General features: G+C 66.0%; 17 protein-coding genes. 15 read left to right on the top strand and 2 right to left on the bottom strand.

Translation table 11 applies throughout. The features are described 5' to 3' along the window. Window position 1 precedes the first annotated feature (1 nt). From murG to dnaE, 12 genes are all read left to right on the top strand, one after another. Window positions 2-1,102, top strand: coding sequence for an undecaprenyldiphospho-muramoylpentapeptide beta-N-acetylglucosaminyltransferase (murG, locus tag QRN11_RS10810; RefSeq protein ID WP_285250947.1), 1,101 nt, complete (start codon window positions 2-4; stop codon window positions 1,100-1,102). After that, window positions 1,099-2,472 (top strand): UDP-N-acetylmuramate--L-alanine ligase, encoded by a 1,374-nt coding sequence (gene murC, locus QRN11_RS10805; RefSeq protein WP_285250946.1) that lies wholly within the window; start codon window positions 1,099-1,101, stop codon window positions 2,470-2,472. The genes murG and murC overlap by 4 nt, the downstream gene beginning before the upstream one ends. Then, window positions 2,465-3,484, top strand: a complete 1,020-nt coding sequence (locus tag QRN11_RS10800; RefSeq protein WP_285250945.1) for a cell division protein FtsQ/DivIB — start codon at window positions 2,465-2,467, stop codon at window positions 3,482-3,484. The genes murC and QRN11_RS10800 overlap by 8 nt, the downstream gene beginning before the upstream one ends. A gap of 184 nt (window positions 3,485-3,668) precedes the next feature. After that, a complete protein-coding gene (gene ftsZ, locus QRN11_RS10795) occupies window positions 3,669-4,907 on the top strand; it encodes a cell division protein FtsZ (RefSeq protein WP_285250944.1) in 1,239 nt (412 codons plus the stop codon). 8 nt (window positions 4,908-4,915) lie between these two features. Next, entirely contained in the window at window positions 4,916-5,605 is a 690-nt protein-coding gene (locus QRN11_RS10790) for a purine nucleoside phosphorylase YfiH/LACC1 family protein (RefSeq protein ID WP_285250943.1), read from the top strand. Further along, on the top strand, window positions 5,598-6,335 hold the full coding sequence (locus tag QRN11_RS10785; RefSeq protein WP_285250942.1) for a YggS family pyridoxal phosphate-dependent enzyme: 738 nt from the start codon (window positions 5,598-5,600) through the stop codon (window positions 6,333-6,335). The genes QRN11_RS10790 and QRN11_RS10785 overlap by 8 nt, the downstream gene beginning before the upstream one ends. A gap of 89 nt (window positions 6,336-6,424) precedes the next feature. Then, window positions 6,425-6,955, top strand: coding sequence for a cell division protein SepF (locus QRN11_RS10780; RefSeq protein ID WP_091421951.1), 531 nt, complete (start codon window positions 6,425-6,427; stop codon window positions 6,953-6,955). 122 nt (window positions 6,956-7,077) lie between these two features. Then, on the top strand, window positions 7,078-7,365 hold the full coding sequence (locus QRN11_RS10775) for a YggT family protein (RefSeq protein WP_091421948.1): 288 nt from the start codon (window positions 7,078-7,080) through the stop codon (window positions 7,363-7,365). A 177-nt stretch (window positions 7,366-7,542) separates the two neighbouring features. Further along, a complete protein-coding gene (locus QRN11_RS10770) occupies window positions 7,543-8,232 on the top strand; it encodes a DivIVA domain-containing protein (RefSeq protein WP_091421945.1) in 690 nt (229 codons plus the stop codon). A 91-nt stretch (window positions 8,233-8,323) separates the two neighbouring features. After that, on the top strand, window positions 8,324-8,893 hold the full coding sequence (lspA, locus tag QRN11_RS10765; protein ID WP_285250941.1) for a signal peptidase II: 570 nt from the start codon (window positions 8,324-8,326) through the stop codon (window positions 8,891-8,893). Further along, window positions 8,886-9,812: an RluA family pseudouridine synthase gene (locus QRN11_RS10760; protein ID WP_091421941.1), complete on the top strand. Its 927-nt coding sequence runs from the start codon at window positions 8,886-8,888 to the stop codon at window positions 9,810-9,812. The genes lspA and QRN11_RS10760 overlap by 8 nt, the downstream gene beginning before the upstream one ends. Before the next feature lie 35 nt (window positions 9,813-9,847). Continuing rightward, window positions 9,848-13,405: a DNA polymerase III subunit alpha gene (gene dnaE / locus QRN11_RS10755; RefSeq protein ID WP_091421939.1), complete on the top strand. Its 3,558-nt coding sequence runs from the start codon at window positions 9,848-9,850 to the stop codon at window positions 13,403-13,405. A 75-nt stretch (window positions 13,406-13,480) separates the two neighbouring features. Here dnaE and QRN11_RS10750 read toward each other — a convergent pair whose 3' ends face one another. Continuing rightward, window positions 13,481-13,981, bottom strand: a complete 501-nt coding sequence (locus QRN11_RS10750) for a flavin reductase family protein (RefSeq protein ID WP_091421936.1) — start codon at window positions 13,979-13,981, stop codon at window positions 13,481-13,483. Between the two features lie 129 nt (window positions 13,982-14,110). On the opposite strand from QRN11_RS10750, the gene QRN11_RS10745 reads away from it, so the two are divergent. The 3 genes from QRN11_RS10745 (at window position 14,111) to nrdR (ending at window position 16,684) form a co-directional block, all read left to right on the top strand. Next, window positions 14,111-14,647, top strand: a complete 537-nt coding sequence (locus QRN11_RS10745; RefSeq protein ID WP_285250940.1) for a hypothetical protein — start codon at window positions 14,111-14,113, stop codon at window positions 14,645-14,647. Between the two features lie 4 nt (window positions 14,648-14,651). Beyond that, window positions 14,652-16,049 carry a histidinol dehydrogenase gene (hisD, locus tag QRN11_RS10740; RefSeq protein WP_285250939.1) on the top strand — a complete coding sequence of 466 codons (1,398 nt, stop codon included), beginning with the start codon at window positions 14,652-14,654 and terminating at the stop codon, window positions 16,047-16,049. A 128-nt stretch (window positions 16,050-16,177) separates the two neighbouring features. Further along, complete coding sequence (gene nrdR / locus QRN11_RS10735) at window positions 16,178-16,684, top strand: transcriptional regulator NrdR (protein WP_091421926.1); 507 nt, start codon at window positions 16,178-16,180, stop codon at window positions 16,682-16,684. 126 nt (window positions 16,685-16,810) lie between these two features. On the opposite strand, the gene ppgK is transcribed toward nrdR, so the two are convergent. Further along, window positions 16,811-17,614 (bottom strand): polyphosphate--glucose phosphotransferase, encoded by an 804-nt coding sequence (gene ppgK, locus QRN11_RS10730; RefSeq protein WP_091421923.1) that lies wholly within the window; start codon window positions 17,612-17,614, stop codon window positions 16,811-16,813. Window positions 17,615-17,624 lie beyond the last annotated feature (10 nt).

Genomic DNA, 17,624 nt, shown 5'->3' with positions numbered 1-17,624 from the left:
GATGACCTCCACTAATCCATCCATCGTCCTGGCGGGCGGCGGAACCGCAGGCCACATCAGTCCGCTCCTGGCCATCGCGGCAGCAATCCGGGATGCCGCCCCAGGAGCCGCGATCCTCGCCGTCGGCACGCCCGCCGGAATGGAAACCAGGCTGGTTCCTGCCGCCGGGGTTGAGCTGGCCACGATTGACCGTGTTCCCTTCCCCCGAAAGCCTTCGGCCGACCTCCTACGCCTGCCCGGCCGCCTTGCCGGCGCCGTCCGGCAGGCCGGCGCCATCCTGGACAACGTGGCTGCCGATGTCCTGGTGGGTGTGGGGGGATACGTCTGCACTCCCATGTACCTGGCTGCACGGAAGCGTGGCATTCCGATCGTGATCCACGAGGCCAACATCCGTCCCGGCCTGGCCAACCGGGTAGGGACGCTCTTCACCAAGCGCGTTGCCGTGGCCTTCGACACCACCCCGCTGCGGGGCGCCGTGCACGTCGGCATGCCCATGCGTAGCGAAATCTCTCATCTGGACCGGGCAGCGGCGCGCGCCTCAGCCCGGGAAACACTGGGACTGGACCCTGCCAAACCCACACTGATCGTCACCGGCGGATCCTCGGGGGCGCAAAGCATCAACAGGACCATCTCCGGCGCCCTCGGGCAGTTGGCCGAGGCCGGTATCCAGACCCTGCACGTCACCGGCCGCGGCAAGTCGGTCCTGGACGACGGCGGCAGGCCACTGGCTGCCGACGGTTACCGGCAAGTGGAATACATCGATGGCATGGAGCTCGCCTACGCGGCGGCCGACGTCCTGCTGGCCCGCTCCGGTGCCGCCACCGTCCATGAGGTTGCCGCCGCCGGCGTGCCGGCCGTCCTGGTTCCGCTGCCCATCGGCAACGGCGAACAGGCGCTCAATGCCGCCGGACTCGTGGCCGCCGGGGGAGCCCTGCTGGTGGCTGACCGCGACTTCACGCCCGATTGGGTAGGCCGGGAACTCATCCCGCTGGTCACCGACGGGTCACGGCTCGCCACCATGGCAGCCAACTCCCACCGGCTTGGTATTCGAAACGCCGATCAGCGCATGGCTGGTCTTGTCCTGGAAGCGGTATCGACATGAGTCACGGCATCCCCAGCCTGGCCTCACTGGGCAGGGTCCACTTTGTTGGGATCGGCGGCGTGGGCATGTCCGCCGTCGCCCGGATCATGGTTGCCCGCGGCGTTCCCGTCAGCGGCTCTGATGCCAAGGACCTGCCCGTGATGGCGGACCTCGCGGCCGCCGGAGCGCGCATCGCCGTCGGCTATGACGCCGCCAACCTGGCCGATGCCCAGACCGTGGTGGCCGGTTCCGCCATCCGCGCCGACAATCCTGAGCTGGTGGCAGCCAGGGCAGCAGGACTGCCGGTGCTGCACCGCTCCCAGGCCCTCGCCGCCACCATGGGGGAGGACGTGGTGGTGACCGTAGCCGGAACGCACGGCAAGTCCACCACCACCTCCATGGTGGCCGTCCTCCTGCAGGGCGCCGGGCTGGATCCGTCATTCGCCATCGGCGCCAACGTCCCGGCGCTCGGCGTCAACGCCGCCCACGGAACGTCCGGGATCTTTGTGGCCGAGGCGGACGAATCGGACGGCTCATTCCTGAACTACCGGCCGAAAATCGCCGTGGTCACCAACGTGGAGCCGGACCACCTGGACTACTACGGCACGGCCGAGGCCGTCTACGAATCCTTTGACCGGTTCACGGCCCTGCTCCCGGCCGACGGCGTCCTGGTTGCGTGTGCGGACGACCCCGGCGCACTTGCCCTGGCGCAGAGGACGCGGGAGCGCGGCAACACCCGCGTGCTCCTTTACGGCACCCGCGCGGAAGCCGAGCTGAAACTGCACGACGGCGGCCCGGGCGATGTTGCCGTGTCCACGCTGTCCGGCCTGTTCCCGCTGGAGCTGCAGGTGCCGGGCCGGCACAACGCCCTGAACGCGGCCGCCGCGTTTGCCGTTGCACAGGAGCTGGGAGTGGAGCCGGCCGTGGCAGCCGCCGCCCTGGCGCAGTTCTCCGGGGCTGCACGGCGCTTCGAGCTCAAAGGCCAGGCGCGCGGCGTCCGCGTCTTCGACGACTACGCCCACCATCCCACCGAAGTCCGTGCGGCCCTGGCCGCGGCCCGGTCCGTGGCGGGGGACAACAAGGTCCATGTGCTCTTCCAGCCCCACCTTTTCTCACGGACCCGGGAATTCGCCAAGGAGTTCGCCGAGGCCCTGAACCTCGCCGATACTGCCTGGGTGCTGGACATCTACCCCGCGCGCGAGGATCCGATTCCCGGCGTCACCAGCCAGCTCATTGCGGACTACCTGGACGACGGCGGGCGGCTGGTTCCAGCCTCCGACGCCGTGGCGGCCCTTACCGGCGCCGCTGCTGAGGGTGACATCATCCTCACGGCAGGTGCCGGTGACGTGACGGCTTACGGGCCGCAGATCGTAGAGGCCCTGCGTGCCTAGTTCCCGCCGTCCTACCTACACCTCCGCCGGCCGACGGCCTGGGAAGGCCGACGTACGGCCCGGCCAGGCAGGCCCCGACGCGACGGGCAGCCAGGACATCATCTCGGCATCGCGGCCTGCCCCGGAGCCTGCGCCTCAGCCCGCTCCGCAGCCCACCCAAAAGGCCGGAAAAGCAGGCAAAGCAGGCTTCGGCGCACGGGTAAAGGACCGACTGACAAACGACGGGCCGGCAACGGGCGCGCCCGCCCGGGACGCTGCGGGCGGGAACGTCCAGGCTTCCGACCGGGCAGGGAAGGTCCTGGCTTTTCCCGAGCCCAAGGGGAAGCGGCGGAAGAGGAACATCCTGGTGGTGGCAGCCATCCTGCTTGCCGTGGTGGCCGGGCTCATTGCCGCCGCAGTTTTTACCCCCGCCCTGGCTGTACGGACCATCTCCGTGTCCGGAACGCACCTGCTGACCCCTGCCCAGGTGGAAGCCGCGCTGGAACCACTCCACGGCAAGCCGCTGCCGCAGGTCACCGACGAGGAAGTGGGGCGCCTCCTGGCGCCCCTGGTCCAGGTGAAGTCCGTCTCCGCAGAGGCGCGTCCGCCGTCGGGCCTTGCCGTAGCCGTCCGCGAACGCGTGCCTGTGGCGCTGGTCAAGCAGGGGGAGCAGTACCAGCTGGTTGACGTGGAAGGCGTGCAGCTCGCATCAACGGACGACCCCGCGTCGGTCTCGCTGCCTGTCATTGACGGCGGTGCAGGTACCATCGGGAAGGACCTTTTCCGGGCTACCGCCCAGGTGCTGGGCGCCTTGCCGCCGGATGTGCTGGCCAAGCTCTCGAACGCCTCGGCCCAGTCTGTGGACGCGGTGGAACTCAAGCTGGTAGACGGCCAGACTATCGTTTGGGGCAACGCCGGCGAGAAGGAACTCAAAGCCAAGGTGCTGGCCGCCCTGCTCAAGGCTCCGGTGGATCCAAAGCACCCGGTCAAGGTGTACGACGTCAGTGTGCCCCGGCACCCGGTGACCCGCTGACACGCTTTCTTTCCGGTATTAATCCGACACGCGGAGCCGGTTATTGAATGTGTGAACCAGAGGAAATACCGTCACAGACATGAGTTACTTGACATAACTATAACCTTCAACTCGAAGGTTAAGGTTGCAGGCATTAAGCTCTTCATCAGATTTAGCAATAAGACACGAACAAGGGACACGTAACGTGGCAGCTCCGCAGAATTACTTGGCCGTCATCAAAGTCGTCGGCATCGGCGGCGGTGGCGTGAACGCAGTCAACCGCATGATCGAGGTCGGCCTCCGAGGTGTTGAATTCATCGCCATCAACACCGACGCCCAGGCCCTGCTGATGAGCGATGCCGACGTCAAGCTTGACGTGGGGCGCGAGCTGACCCGCGGCCTTGGCGCGGGTGCCAACCCCGAGGTGGGCAAGCAGGCTGCGGAGGACCACGCCGACGAGATCGAGGAAGTCCTGCGTGGCGCCGATATGGTGTTCGTCACTGCAGGCGAAGGTGGCGGAACCGGCACCGGCGGCGCTCCGGTCGTGGCCCGCATCGCCCGTTCGCTGGGTGCCCTGACCATCGGTGTGGTCACCCGCCCGTTCACCTTCGAAGGCCGCCGGCGTGCCGGTTCGGCCGAAGCCGGCATCGACGCCCTGCGCGACGAAGTGGACACCCTGATCGTGATCCCCAACGACCGCCTCCTGTCCATCAGCGACCGCAATGTCTCCGTCCTGGATGCTTTCCGTTCCGCTGACCAGGTGCTGCTCTCCGGCGTCCAGGGCATCACCGACCTCATCACCACCCCCGGCCTGATCAACCTTGACTTTGCCGACGTCAAGTCCGTCATGCAGGGCGCCGGTTCGGCGCTGATGGGCATCGGCTCCGCCCGTGGCGAAGACCGCGCCGTCAAGGCAGCCGAGCTCGCCATCGCCTCGCCGCTGCTGGAAGCCTCCATCGACGGCGCGCACGGTGTGCTGCTGTCCATCCAGGGTGGTTCGGACCTTGGCCTCTTCGAGATCAACGAGGCCGCACGCCTGGTCCAGGAGGTGGCACACCCGGAGGCCAACATCATCTTCGGCGCCGTCATTGACGACGCCCTGGGCGACGAAGCCCGCGTCACGGTCATCGCCGCCGGGTTCGACGACGTCAAGGCCACCTCGCCCTCGATGGACCAGTCCCAGCCCCAGGCCGCTCCCCAGCGGCCGGCCGTTCCCGCAACTGCTCCGGCGCCGGCCCAGGCACCTTCCGCAGGCAGCCACCAGGCAAGCGTCCAGCCCATCCACGCGGGAGTCGGTGCAGCAGGGCTCAGCAACTGGGGCCAGCAGCGGCCGGCAGCTGTTCCGGCTGACTCAGGCTTCGACGTCGACCTCCCCTCCGTGGTGGAGCCGGACCTCACCGGCAGCCACTCGGATGACCTGGATGTCCCCGACTTCCTGAAGTAGGGGGCGGCTTGTTCCAGTGGAGTGCCCAAGTCCGGCCCCGTGTCTCCATCGCCTTTACCAACGCTGACGCCGGAAACCTGGCACTGCACGTGGGTGACGATGCGGGTGCGGTAAGCCGGCGGCGCAGGGACCTGGAACGGGCCATCGGCGTAGCGCCCCAGGGGCTGCGGTTCATGAACCAGGTGCACGGCAACACGGTGACGGTCATGGACCAGGACACCGCTGCGCCGGAAGCTGACGCCATGGTTTCGCGCGGTGTCCCGCTGGCGGTGATGGTTGCGGACTGCATTCCTGTCCTGCTCGCCGGGGAGTCGCCGGACGGGCCAGTCCTCGCCGCGGTCCATGCCGGCCGTCCCGGCATTGCCAACGGGGTGATTCCGGCGGCCGTGGACAGGATGAAGTCCCTTGGTGCCGTCGGCATCCGCGCATGGCTGGGACCTTCGATCTGCGGCAACTGCTACGAGGTGCCCGCCGGGCTGCAGGACGAGGTTTCCGCCGTCGTCCCCGCTGCACGTACCACCACGTCCTGGGGCACTCCCGGCCTGGACCTGCCGGCCGGTGCCCGCAGCCAGCTGGACCAGGCAGGCGTCAGTGTTGAATACAGCGGCCCCTGCACCCTGGAGACGCCATCCCTGTTCTCCTACCGCCGGAACAGCAACACGGGCCGGTTCGCGGGCCTGATCTGGTGCCATGACTGAGGCCTCGGCAGGCGGCGACCCCCGTTCCCGGGAGCTCGGAACGCGGCTGGCCGCCGTACGGCAGCGCATCGGGACGGCAGCGGCCGCCGCAGGCCGGGAAGGAAACCTTCCCACCCTGATTGTGGTGACGAAGTTCCATCCTGCCGACGACATCAGACGGCTCGCGGCGCTGGGTGTCACCGACGTCGGCGAGAACCGCGACCAGGAGGCGTCGGCGAAGGCGCTTGAACTGGCGGACTGCGGCCTTACCTGGCACTTCGTTGGCCAGCTGCAAAGCAAGAAGGCTAAATCGGTACTCCGATACGCCGCCGCCGTGCACTCCGTGGACCGGCCCCAGCTCGTGGACGCGCTGGCCAGGGCTGCACAGGCCGAGCGCGACGCCTCAGGGCGGGCGCCGCTGGACTGTTTCATCCAGGTCAGCCTGGAGGACGACGCCGGAGCACACCGCGGCGGCGCCGTTCCTGAAGAAGTGCTGCCGCTGGCTGAACGGATAGCAATCTCCGCCGGCCTCGAATTGGCCGGGGTCATGGCCGTGGCGCCGCTGGGCGCCCCGCCGGAAGCCGCCTTCGAAAAACTCGCCCGGGTCTCGGCCCGGCTGGTCACGGAGCATCCCGCCGCCACGGGCATTTCCGCCGGCATGAGCCAGGACCTGGAAGCGGCCATCGCGTTCGGAGCGACACACCTGAGAATCGGCTCCGATATTCTCGGATCGCGTCCCGCCGTGGGGTAGCGTCGGTGCTATTGGAAGTGATGGGCGGGGGACTCCAGTGCTGTCAAGCCATTGGGCGGCCCGCTTACGGACACGATTAGGAGTCGACCATGGCCGGCGCTCTGCGCAAGACAATGATCTATCTTGGGCTCGCCGACGGCGATGAACACTACGAGTCCGAGCAACAGACCACACGTAAGGATGAGGACGAAACGATGGAAGTTGACCGCGAGGAGCGCCGTGCCCCTGCACCCGTCCGCGAGGTCAGCCGCGAATCGTCCTACACCCCCGAAGAGGAATACCGCGCCCCAGTGACCCCCATCAAGCGCGCGGCCTCGAGCCGCGAGGAGGCCACCGGTCTCCGCCAGATCACCACTATCCACCCGCGTTCCTACAACGATGCCAAACTCATCGGTGAAAGCTTCCGTGACGGCATCCCCGTCATCATGAACGTTACGGACATGGGCGAGGCTGACGCCAAGCGCCTGGTGGACTTCTCTGCCGGCCTTGTTTTTGGCCTCCGCGGAAGCATTGAGCGGGTGACCAATAAGGTCTTCCTGCTCTCGCCGTCCTACGTTGAGGTCATCGGCGACGACAAAAAGGCCAGTGAAACTACGGCCAGCTTCTTCAACCAAAGCTGAGCAACGGGCTGACACAGATGCCAGGCAGGGACACACCTGCCTGGCATCTGTGCTGAAATAGACGAGACACATCCGCAGTGCACCGCGGTATCCACAAGGGACATGGAGATATGAAGTAAGTCATGGGAATTATTTTCGGGCTTGTCTATCTCGCACTCCTGCTGTTCTTTGTCGCCCTGATCATTCGCCTGGTGTTTGACTGGGTCCAGATGTTTGCCCGGGAATGGCGTCCCCGGGGAGCCGCCCTGGTGGCGGCGCACGCCGTGTACTCCATCACCGATCCGCCGCTGAACGGACTGCGGCGGCTGATCCCGCCGCTGCGCCTGGGCGGCATCTCGCTGGACCTGGGCTTCCTGGTCCTGTTCATTGGAGTCAGTATTGCCATGGGGATCACCAGAAGCCTCGCTTGATTTACCGGATAGACCTGCAGGGCAGGGATGGAACCCGCCGGGAACCACGAATGCCATGTGAAGAAAAACTCGTGTTTGACACCGCAGTGTTGAATTAGAGGAACAAGACCAACTTTAGGTACCGTAGTTTTGACGGCCGGAAGGCCTACTGACTACTTAGACCAGTGAGGTGACCAGATGGCTTTGACGCCAGAAGACGTTGTCAACAAGCGCTTTCAGCCGACCAAGTTCCGCGAAGGCTACGACCAGGACGAGGTTGATGACTTCCTGGACGAAATCGTCGTCGAACTCCGCCGCCTGAACCAGGAAAACGACGAACTTCGCAAGAAGCTCGCCGAAGCCGGTTCCAGCGTTCCCGCCAGCACCGTTGCCGCACCCGTGGTGGAGAAGGTTCCCGCGCCCGTCAAGTCCGACAAGGACGAAGCCCGCGAGAAGGCCGAAGCAGAAGCCAAGGCCGCCGAAGAGCGCAAGAAGAAGGACGTCCAGCAGGCTGCCCCGGCAGCTGCCGCTCCTGTTGCCGCCGCACCGGCTGCCGCCACGGCTTCGGCCGAATCGGCTGCCGGCCTGCTCGCCATGGCCCAGCAGATGCACGACCGCCACGTTGCAGACGGCCAGGCGCAGAAGGACAAGATCATCGCCGAGGCGCAGATCGAAGCCAGCAGCCTGGTCAACGACGCACAGGAGAAGTCCCGCAAGATTCTCGGCGCCCTGGAGCAGCAGCGTTCAGTGCTCGAGCGCAAGGTGGAGCAGCTGCGCGGCTTCGAGCGTGACTACCGTTCACGCCTGAAGGCCTACATCGAAGGCCAGCTGCGCGACCTCGATGCCCGCGGTTCAGTGGCTACGCCGGAAGTCAGCGAAGCCAACTAGTCTGTCAAGCACGTATTCTGAAAGCCGGTGGCTGAGGATTCCTCGGCCACCGGCTTTTGGCATTGACACCGGTTTTACGAATGAAAGCACCATGACTGACGAACTTGCCGCCGACGCCGCACGCCCTGTACCGCCCTCGCCACGGCCCCGCCGCGCCGTGCTGCTGTCCCTCTTTGCGGGGTTCGCAGTTTTTGCCTATGTCCTGGACCAGCTGACCAAGCTCTGGGTCACCTCCTCCATGGTGGAAGGGGAGCGGATCCCGGTACTGCCGCCCGTGCTGCACTGGTACTTCATCCGGAACTCGGGGGCGGCGTTTTCCATCGGCGAAAACGTCACCTGGGTGTTCTCCATCATCATGGCCGCGGTGGCAATCGCCATCCTGCTCCAGGTCCGCAAGCTCGGCTCCATCTGGTGGTCCCTCGCGCTGGGCCTGCTGCTGGGCGGCGCGCTGGGCAATCTGACCGACCGGCTCTTCCGGGAACCGTCCTTCGGCATGGGCCACGTGGTCGACTTCATCCAACTGCCGAACTTCGCGATCTTCAATATCGCCGACTCAGCGGTGGTGTCCGCCGTCGCGGTCATCTGCATCCTCACGCTGCGCGGCATCTCCATCGATGGAACGCGGCTGACGGCCGGCAAGGAAAAGTCCGCCGATGCTTGAGCGCGTTGTCGTCGCCGAACAGTTTGGCGGCACCCGCGCTGATGCGGGGGTCGCCGCGCTCCTGGGGATTTCGCGCTCCCTGGCGGCAACCCTGATCGCCGAGGGCCATATCCTCAGCAAAGGCAAAGCATTGGGCAAATCGGCCAAACTGGTGGCCGGAGACGTCCTCCAGGTGAGCCTGCCGGAACGGCGTGACCCCCTGGAAGTCGTGGAGGAAGTTGTGGAAGGCCTGAAGATCCTGCTGGACGACGACGATTTTGTCGTCGTTGATAAACCCGTGGGCGTAGCTGCCCATCCCTCCCCGGGCTGGGTGGGGCCCACCGTTGTGGGCGGCCTTGCCGGGGCCGGATACCGCATCTCCACGTCAGGGGCGCCGGAGCGTGCCGGCATTGTCCACCGGCTCGACGTCGGCACATCGGGAGCCATGGTGGTGGCCAAGTCCGAGCGCGCGTACACAGCCCTGAAGCGGGCGTTCAAGGAGCGTACCGTGGACAAGGTCTACCACGCCGTGGTGCAGGGCCTGCCTGATCCGCTGGTGGGCACCATCGACGCTCCCATCGGCAGGCACCCCGGCCATGACTGGCGGTTCGCCGTCATCGAGGACGGGCGGCCGTCCGTCACGCACTACGAAGTGGTGGAAGCCTTCGGCAAGGCAAGCCTGGTGGAAGTACACCTGGAAACCGGCCGCACCCACCAGATCCGGGTTCACTTTTCCGCACTGCGCCACCCCTGCGCCGGTGACCTCACCTACGGTGCCGACCCCCGGCTCGCGGCCACATTGGGGCTGACCCGCCAGTGGCTGCATGCCCGCGAACTCGGCTTTGAGCATCCCGTCACGGGGGAGTCGGTGCGTGTTGTCAGCGACTACCCGCAGGACCTGGCGTTTGCCCTGGAAGTGCTGGAGTCAGGGCGGGCCTGACGGACCCCTGCCCGGCCGGCGCTTAGAATAGTGCGGTGACTTCCAGCAATGATTCGTTCGTCCACCTGCACACCCACACCGAGTACTCCATGCTGGATGGAGCGGCCCGCCTGGGTGAGCTGTTCGATGAAACCGAACGCCTCGGCATGCCGGCACTTGCCACTACAGACCACGGTTACCTCTTCGGCGCCTTCGATTTCTGGCGCAAGGCCACGGACAAGGGCATCAAGCCCATCATCGGCGTCGAAGCCTATGTAACACCGGGTACCGCCCGCACAGACAAGGGACGCGTGCGCTGGGGCGAGGAGTCCCAGCGCAAGGACGACGTCTCCGGCGGCGGCTCGTATACCCACATGACCCTGCTCAGCTACAACAACGTGGGGATGCGGAACCTCTTCCGCGCCTCATCCATCGCTTCACTGGACTCCGTCTTCGGCAAGTGGCCCCGACTGGACCGTGAACTGCTCAACACCTATTCCGAGGGCCTGATAGCCACCACCGGATGCCCGTCCGGGGAAGTGCAGACGCGCCTCCGCCTGGGCCAGTACCGCGAAGCGCTGGAGGCCGCCGCGGAGTTCCGCGACATCTTCGGCGCTGACAACTACTTCTGTGAGCTGATGGACCACGGCCTGGACATCGAGCGGCGCGTCACCGGTGACCTGCTGCGGCTGGCCAAGGAACTGAACCTTCCCCTCGTGGCCACCAACGACCTCCACTACACGCACGAGCACGACGCCAAAGCCCACGAGGCCCTCCTGGCCATCCAGTCCGGCTCAACCCTCCTGGAGCCCACCTACGATAACGGCGGCTCCCGGTTCGCCTTCTCCGGCAGCGGCTACTACCTGAAATCGCCGCAGGAGATGCGGGAGCTTTTCCGCGACCACCCGGACGCCTGCGACAACACCCTGCTCATCGCCGAGCGCTGTGAAGTGTCCTTTAATACGGACGCCAACTACATGCCGCGCTTTCCGTGCCCGCCGGGGGAGGACGAGACCTCCTGGCTGGTGAAGGAAGTGGATAAGGGGCTGCAGTACCGGTATCCGGCCGGAATCCCGGACGAGGTCCGCAAACAGGCCGACTATGAACTGGGCGTCATCACCTCGATGGGCTTCCCGGGCTACTTCCTGGTGGTGGCCGACTTCATCAACTGGGCCAAGAACAACGGCATCCGCGTGGGTCCCGGCCGTGGTTCCGGTGCCGGTTCCATGGTGGCGTACGCCATGCGCATCACTGACCTGGACCCGTTGCGCCACGGCCTGATCTTCGAGCGCTTCCTCAACCCCGACCGCGTCTCGATGCCCGACTTCGACGTCGACTTCGATGACCGCCGCCGCTCCGAGGTCATCGACTACGTGACCCGCAAGTACGGTGACGAGCGTGTTGCGATGATCGTCACGTACGGCACCATCAAGACCAAACAGGCGCTCAAAGACTCCTCGCGCGTGCTGGGCTACCCCTTCAGCATGGGCGAGCAGCTGACCAAGGCGCTGCCGCCTGCGGTCATGGCCAAGGACATCCCCCTCGCGGACATCCAGAACCCGGAGGCGAAGCGCTACGGCGAGGCAGGGGACTTCCGGCAGCTGATCAGCACCGATCCGGAAGCCGCCAAGGTGTTCGAGACAGCACTCGGCATCGAGGGGCTGAAACGCCAGTGGGGCGTCCACGCCGCAGGTGTGATCATGTCCTCGGACCCGATCATCGACGTCATTCCGATCATGCGCCGTTTCCAGGACGGCCAGGTGATCACGCAGTTCGACTACCCGACGTCCGAGGGCCTGGGCCTGATCAAGATGGACTTCCTGGGCCTGCGGAACCTGACGATCATTTCCGACGCCCTCGAGAACATCAAGATGAACCGCGGCATCGACCTCGACCTGGAAAACCTCGAGCTCGATGATGCACCGTCCTACGAACTCCTGGCACGCGGCGACACCCTGGGTGTCTTCCAGCTCGACGGCGGCCCCATGCGGTCGCTGCTCAAGCTCATGAAGCCTGACAACTTTGAAGACATCTCCGCCGTCCTGGCGCTCTACCGGCCGGGCCCCATGGGCGCCAACGCCCACACGGACTACGCGCTGCGTAAAAACGGGATCCAGGAAGTCATCCCCATCCACCCGGAACTGGAGGAACCCCTCAAGGAGATCCTCGGCGGAACCTACGGCCTGATCGTGTATCAGGAGCAGGTGATGGCCGTGGCGCAGAAGCTGGCCGGGTACTCGCTGGGCCAGGCAGACATCCTCCGCCGGGCCATGGGCAAAAAGAAGAAATCCGAGCTGGACAAGCAGTTCGCCGGCTTCTCCCAGGGCATGCAGGACAACGGCTACTCCATGGAGGCCGTGAAGACCCTGTGGGACATTCTGCTGCCCTTCTCCGACTACGCCTTCAACAAGGCCCACTCGGCCGCGTACGGCGTGATCTCCTACTGGACCGCGTACCTCAAGGCCCACTATGCGCCTGAGTACATGGCGGCGCTGCTCACGTCCGTGGGCGATGACAAGGACAAGTCCGCGATCTACCTGAACGAATGCCGGCGCATGGGCATCACTGTGCTCCCGCCGGACGTCAACGAGTCCGCCCTGAACTTCACCCCGGTAGGCAACGACATCCGCTTCGGCATGGGCGCCATCCGCAACGTCGGCGTCAACGCGGTGGAAGCCATGGTGGCGGCCCGGGAGAGCGAGGGCGCCTTTACCTCCTTCAAGGACTACCTGATGAAGGTCCCGGCCGTGGTGTGCAACAAGCGCACCATTGAGTCGCTGATCAAGTCCGGCGCCTTCGATTCGCTGGGCCACCACCGGCGCGCCCTGGCCATGATCCACGAAGAAGCCATCGACTCGGTCATCACGCTCAAGCGGAACGAAGCGATCGGTCAGTTCGACCTCTTCGCCGGCTTTGAGGAAGCCGAGTCGGAATCGTCGCTGAGCATCGAAATCCCCGACCTGCCTGAATGGGAGAAGAAGGACAAACTCTCCTTTGAGCGGGACATGCTGGGCCTGTACGTCTCGGACCACCCCCTGCAGGGCCTCGAGGGGGTGCTCAGCCAGCATGCCGAAATGAGCATCACGTCAGTCCTGGGTGAAGACGGGCCGCAGGATGGTGCCATCATCACCATCGCCGGCATGATCACATCCCTGAGCCGGCGCATCGCCAAGGCCAGCGGAAACGCCTACGCCCGGGCGGAGGTGGAGGACCTTGGCGGCTCGATGGAAGTGATGTTCTTCGGCCAGGTCTACGGACCCATTGCCTCAGTATTGGCCGAGGACCTGATCGTGGTGGTCAAGGGGCGCCTGCAAAAACGCGACGACGGCGCGATCACCTTGAACTGCATGGAGCTTTCCGTCCCGGACCTCAGCGAAGGGCTGGGCGGACCGCTGGTGATCACCATGCCCACGCACAAGGCCACGGAGGCCGTGGTCACGGAGCTTGGCGACGTTCTCCGGACCCACCGCGGCAACTCGGAAGTGCGCCTGCACCTGCAGGGCGATACCCGCACGGAGATCATGGGCCTGCCGGTCCACCTCCGGGTGAACCCCAGTCCGTCCCTGTTTGGTGACTTGAAGGTCCTGCTGGGCCCGGCCTGCCTGGACGCCTGAGAGCACTGGACGCCTGAGAGCAGCGGACGACGGCGGGCGGTGCGTGCCGCCGTCGTCCTTCGCTCTGGAGGGAAGCTAGATCTCGTAGTCCAGCGGCACGGGCTGCCCGTACGCCCCGCCGTGGTACAGCAGGGGAGAACCCTCGCCGCCCACCTGGCCGTCAACCACCTGGACCACCACCACGGCGTTGTTCTCGAACGAGAGGCGCATCTGCACCTCGCCGATCAGCCAGCCGGCCACGTCCTTCAGCACGGGGACGCCGTGCGGCCCTGCTTCCCAGTGGTCGCCCTCAAAGCGGTTGGTGCCGCGGGCAAAGCGGTCTGCCAGCGCCTGGTTCTCGAGGCCGAGCATGTGGACGCCAATGTAGGTGGTGTTGGCCACGGCAGGCCAGGACCCGGAGCTGCGGGCCATGTTGAACGTAAAGCGTGGCGGTTGAGCGGACAGGGAAGCCACGGACGTGGCGGTGAACCCGAACGGGCGGTCCTGGTAGTTGACCGTGATGATGGCGACGCCGGCCGCGTGGCGCCGGAACATCTCCTTGAACGTCCGCTCGAAGGGCGCCTCAGATTCGGTCACGTGGAACTCCTGGTGGTGGATGGCTTGGTGCTCTCCTTCAACTCTATGGGCCTGCCGGGCAGGCGGGGAATCTCTTGAAGCCCTACGTCCGGGAGTTAAGCGGCCGGAACAACTGTTAAGGTTTGTTGCATGACACAACGGACCGGACGGGCACGTCCGCGGCTGCCCTGGCCCATGCTGGTGCTGCCGGCGGTGGCCGGCATACCGGCGGGGATCCTTTGGTGGCTGCTGGCACCGGGAGGCCTCAACCTCATCACCCGGGACCCCGCCCTTGGCGACGGCGCCCACCCCCAGGTCTGGCTGCCGAGGGACCTGACCCTGGCCGGGCTGCTGGTCTTCGCAGGGTGCCTGCTGGCCGTCTTCCTGGCCGACAAGAAGCGCCAGGATCCGCAGGCAAGCCTCCTCATGGGGCTTGCCGGTGCCCTGTGCGGTGCAGTCCTGGCGTGGCAGGCGGGGGTGTTTTCCGCGCGCTTGTTCGGCCCGGCCGTCGACGCCACCGCCAACGCCAGTATCGCTTTCTCGTTGCGTGCGCTGCCGGTGCTGCTGCTGTGGCCGGCAGCCACGGCCGTCTCCGTGTTTGTGCTGGAGTTGATGCACCTCCTGGGCAAGAAGGACGACGACGGCCCGGAGGAGGCGCGGCACGCTGCGGTTGGGCCCGTAAAATAATGCGGTGACCATTTCTTCGGAGTTCCCCGCCGTCCCTGCCGCTGCCACCGTGAGCTTCCGCACCGTTGATCTCCGGGGCCGGAACCTGACCCTTGCGGCACTCCGCGCCGCCGTGCCGCGTGCCCAGGGCCAGACTGTGGCCGACGCTGAAGAAAAGGTCCTCGATATCATTTCGGCCGTTCGGAAGGGGGGCTTCGAAGCCCTGGCCGAGCTGGCCCTCCGCTTCGACGGCGTGGAACAGGACCATCCGCTGGTTCCGCAGGCGGCCCTCTCAGCCGCCCTGGAGCAGCTGGATCCGGTGGTGCGCCGGGCGCTGGAGGAATCCATCAGCCGGGCACGCCGTTTTGCCGAGGGCCAGCGGCCGCGCAACGTGGACGTCCAGCTGGGCGACGGCGCCCTGGTGAGCCAGAACTGGGTGCCAGTGGCGCGGGTGGGCCTCTATGTTCCCGGCGGCCTGGCGGTCTACCCGTCCTCGGTGATCATGAACGTGGTCCCGGCCCTCGCCGCGGGGGTGGAGTCCATTGCGCTGGCGTCGCCTCCGCAGAAGGAGTTCGGCGGGCTTCCGCACCCCACCATCCTTGCCGCCGCAGCGCTTTTGGGCATCACGGAGGTGTACGCCATCGGCGGGGCGCAGGCTGTTGCCGCGTTCGCCTACGGGGTGCCCGCTGCTGATGCCGGCCCTGCGCTGGAGCCTGTGGACGTGGTAACCGGTCCGGGCAACATCTTTGTGGCAACGGCCAAGCGGCTGGTGAAGGGCGTGGTGGGCATCGATTCCGAGGCGGGGACCACGGAGATCGCCATTTTGGCAGATTCCACCGCGCAGCCGCCCCTGGTTGCCGCTGACCTCATCAGCCAGGCCGAGCACGACCCCAAGGCGGCATCGGTACTGATCACCGATTCGGAGGACCTCGCCGCCGCTGTCCGCGCAGAGCTGGACCTGCAGGCCGCCGCCACCAAGCACTCGGCCCGCGTCCGGGAAGCCCTCTCCGGCCCCCAGTCCGGCGTTGTCCTGGTGGACAACCTCGAGCAGGGCATTGCAGCATGTGACGCATACGCCGCCGAACACCTGGAGATCATGACCCGGGATGCGGCTGCCGTGGCCGGGAGGATCCGTAATGCCGGTGCCATCTTTGTTGGCGACTACAGCCCGGTGTCCCTGGGGGATTACTGCGCCGGGTCCAACCACGTGCTGCCTACCAGCGGTACTGCGGCCTTTTCGTCCGGCCTGAACGTCACCACTTTCCTGCGTGCAATCCAGGTGGTGAACTACAGCCGTGAAGCGCTGGCCGAGGTCAGCGGCCACATTGTGAGCCTGTCCGGCGCTGAAGACCTGCCCGCCCACGGGGAAGCTGTCACGGCCCGGTTCCCGGAGCAGCGTGGGGCCTCATCCGCCGACATGTAGTGGTGCCGACTACTACATGTAGTAGTTACAGGCTTGTTATTAGGGTACGGGCGGACGTAAACTGATACGGCTGCAGGGTGTTGCGATACCCCTGCATGTGCCTCAGATCAAGCGAAGGAAGGGACTCCATGTACTGTCCGTTCTGCCGCAACCCCGATTCCCGCGTGGTGGACAGCCGCATGGCCGACGACGGCTCGGCCATCCGCCGCCGCCGCCAGTGCCCCGAATGCGGACGCAGATTCACCACCGTGGAAACCACCAGCCTGTCGGTGATCAAGCGGTCCGGCGTGGGGGAGCCCTTCAGCCGCAGCAAAGTCATCAATGGCGTCCGCAAGGCATGCCAGGGCCGGCCGGTCAGCGAGGATGACCTCGCGCTGCTGGCACAGGAAGTCGAAGAGCAGATCCGCTCCTCCGGGGCCGCCGAAATCGACGCCCACGAGGTGGGGCTCGTGATCCTCGGGCCGCTGCAGAAGCTGGACAAGGTAGCCTACCTGCGGTTCGCCAGTGTGTACCAGGCCTTCGAATCCCTTGAAGATTTTGAATCGGCCATTGCCCTGCTCCGCCAGGAAGCCGAGGAGGACGCCGGCGGCATCGCCGCGAAGGGCGCCAAAACCTCCGAAAAGAGCCCGCTCTAGCGGCTCGCCCTCATCTCCGGTGGTGGCAGTGGAGGGGAAGCCGCAGCCACCACCGGCATCACAACGAATGCACGAATGCCCCTTCCGAACGGAAGGGGCATTCGTGCATGCAGGAGCGGGCGCCTTCTACTTGGCGAGCTTGTGCTTCAACGCGATTTCGATGGCGGCGCCCACAATGCCGGCCTCGTTGCGCAGGACCGCCGGAACGATGGGCGTGCGGAGCTTGAGGTTCGGCAGGTACTCGTCGGCGCGCTTGGAGATGCCGCCGCCCACGATGAACAGTTCGGGGGAGAACAGGAACTCGACGTGGGAGAAGTAGCGCTGCAGCAGGACGCTGTATTCGTCCCAGGACAGCCCGTCGCGTTCCCGGGCAACGGCGGAGGCCTTGGTCTCGGCGTCATGGCCGTCGATCTCCAGGTGGCCGAGTTCGGCGTTCGGTACCAGCTTGCCGTTAAAGATAAAGGCAGAGCCGATGCCGGTGCCCAAGGTAATCACCAGCACGGTACCGGAAACCCCGGCACCGGCACCGTAGCGCGCTTCGGCGAGCCCGGCAGCGTCAGCGTCGTTAATGACCTCCACGGGGCGGCCCAGGCGCTCGGTCAAGAGGGCATCGATGTCCGTGTTGAGCCAGGCTTTGTCCACGTTGGCGGCGGAGTGGACCACTCCGTGCTGGATGATCCCGGGGAACGTTACGCCCACGGGGGAGCCGGCGGCGGGCGCCTCGGGACGGGCGGAAAGCTCGGAGACCACCAGCGCCACTGCCTCGGCTACTGACTCAGGCGTAGCCGGCTGCGGGGTGGGTACCCGGAACCGGTCACCGAGGAGCTTGCCCTTTTTCAGGTCGACGATGCCGCCCTTGATTCCCGTGCCTCCGATGTCGATGCCGATCAGCGGGGCGTTCTTGTGCGACTTCTCGTCCTTCTTGGCCAATGGGTTTTCC

Origin of the sequence: Pseudarthrobacter sp. fls2-241-R2A-168 (assembly GCF_030209335.1) — a bacterium.
GTDB lineage: Bacteria > Actinomycetota > Actinomycetes > Actinomycetales > Micrococcaceae > Arthrobacter.
This window is presented reverse-complemented; position numbering and strand designations above follow the sequence as displayed.

Excerpts from the sequence above, each read along its gene's own strand:
- murG (WP_285250947.1), top strand. The coding sequence starts at position 2 with ATGACCTCCACTAATCCATCCATCGTCCTGGCGGGCGGCGGAACCGCA.
- murC (WP_285250946.1), top strand. The coding sequence starts at position 1,099 with ATGAGTCACGGCATCCCCAGCCTGGCCTCACTGGGCAGGGTCCACTTT.
- QRN11_RS10785 (WP_285250942.1), top strand. The coding sequence starts at position 5,598 with ATGACTGAGGCCTCGGCAGGCGGCGACCCCCGTTCCCGGGAGCTCGGA.
- QRN11_RS10780 (WP_091421951.1), top strand. The coding sequence starts at position 6,425 with ATGGCCGGCGCTCTGCGCAAGACAATGATCTATCTTGGGCTCGCCGAC.
- QRN11_RS10775 (WP_091421948.1), top strand. The coding sequence starts at position 7,078 with ATGGGAATTATTTTCGGGCTTGTCTATCTCGCACTCCTGCTGTTCTTT.
- QRN11_RS10770 (WP_091421945.1), top strand. The coding sequence starts at position 7,543 with ATGGCTTTGACGCCAGAAGACGTTGTCAACAAGCGCTTTCAGCCGACC.
- lspA (WP_285250941.1), top strand. The coding sequence starts at position 8,324 with ATGACTGACGAACTTGCCGCCGACGCCGCACGCCCTGTACCGCCCTCG.
- QRN11_RS10760 (WP_091421941.1), top strand. The coding sequence starts at position 8,886 with ATGCTTGAGCGCGTTGTCGTCGCCGAACAGTTTGGCGGCACCCGCGCT.
- QRN11_RS10745 (WP_285250940.1), top strand. The coding sequence starts at position 14,111 with ATGACACAACGGACCGGACGGGCACGTCCGCGGCTGCCCTGGCCCATG.
- nrdR (WP_091421926.1), top strand. The coding sequence starts at position 16,178 with ATGTACTGTCCGTTCTGCCGCAACCCCGATTCCCGCGTGGTGGACAGC.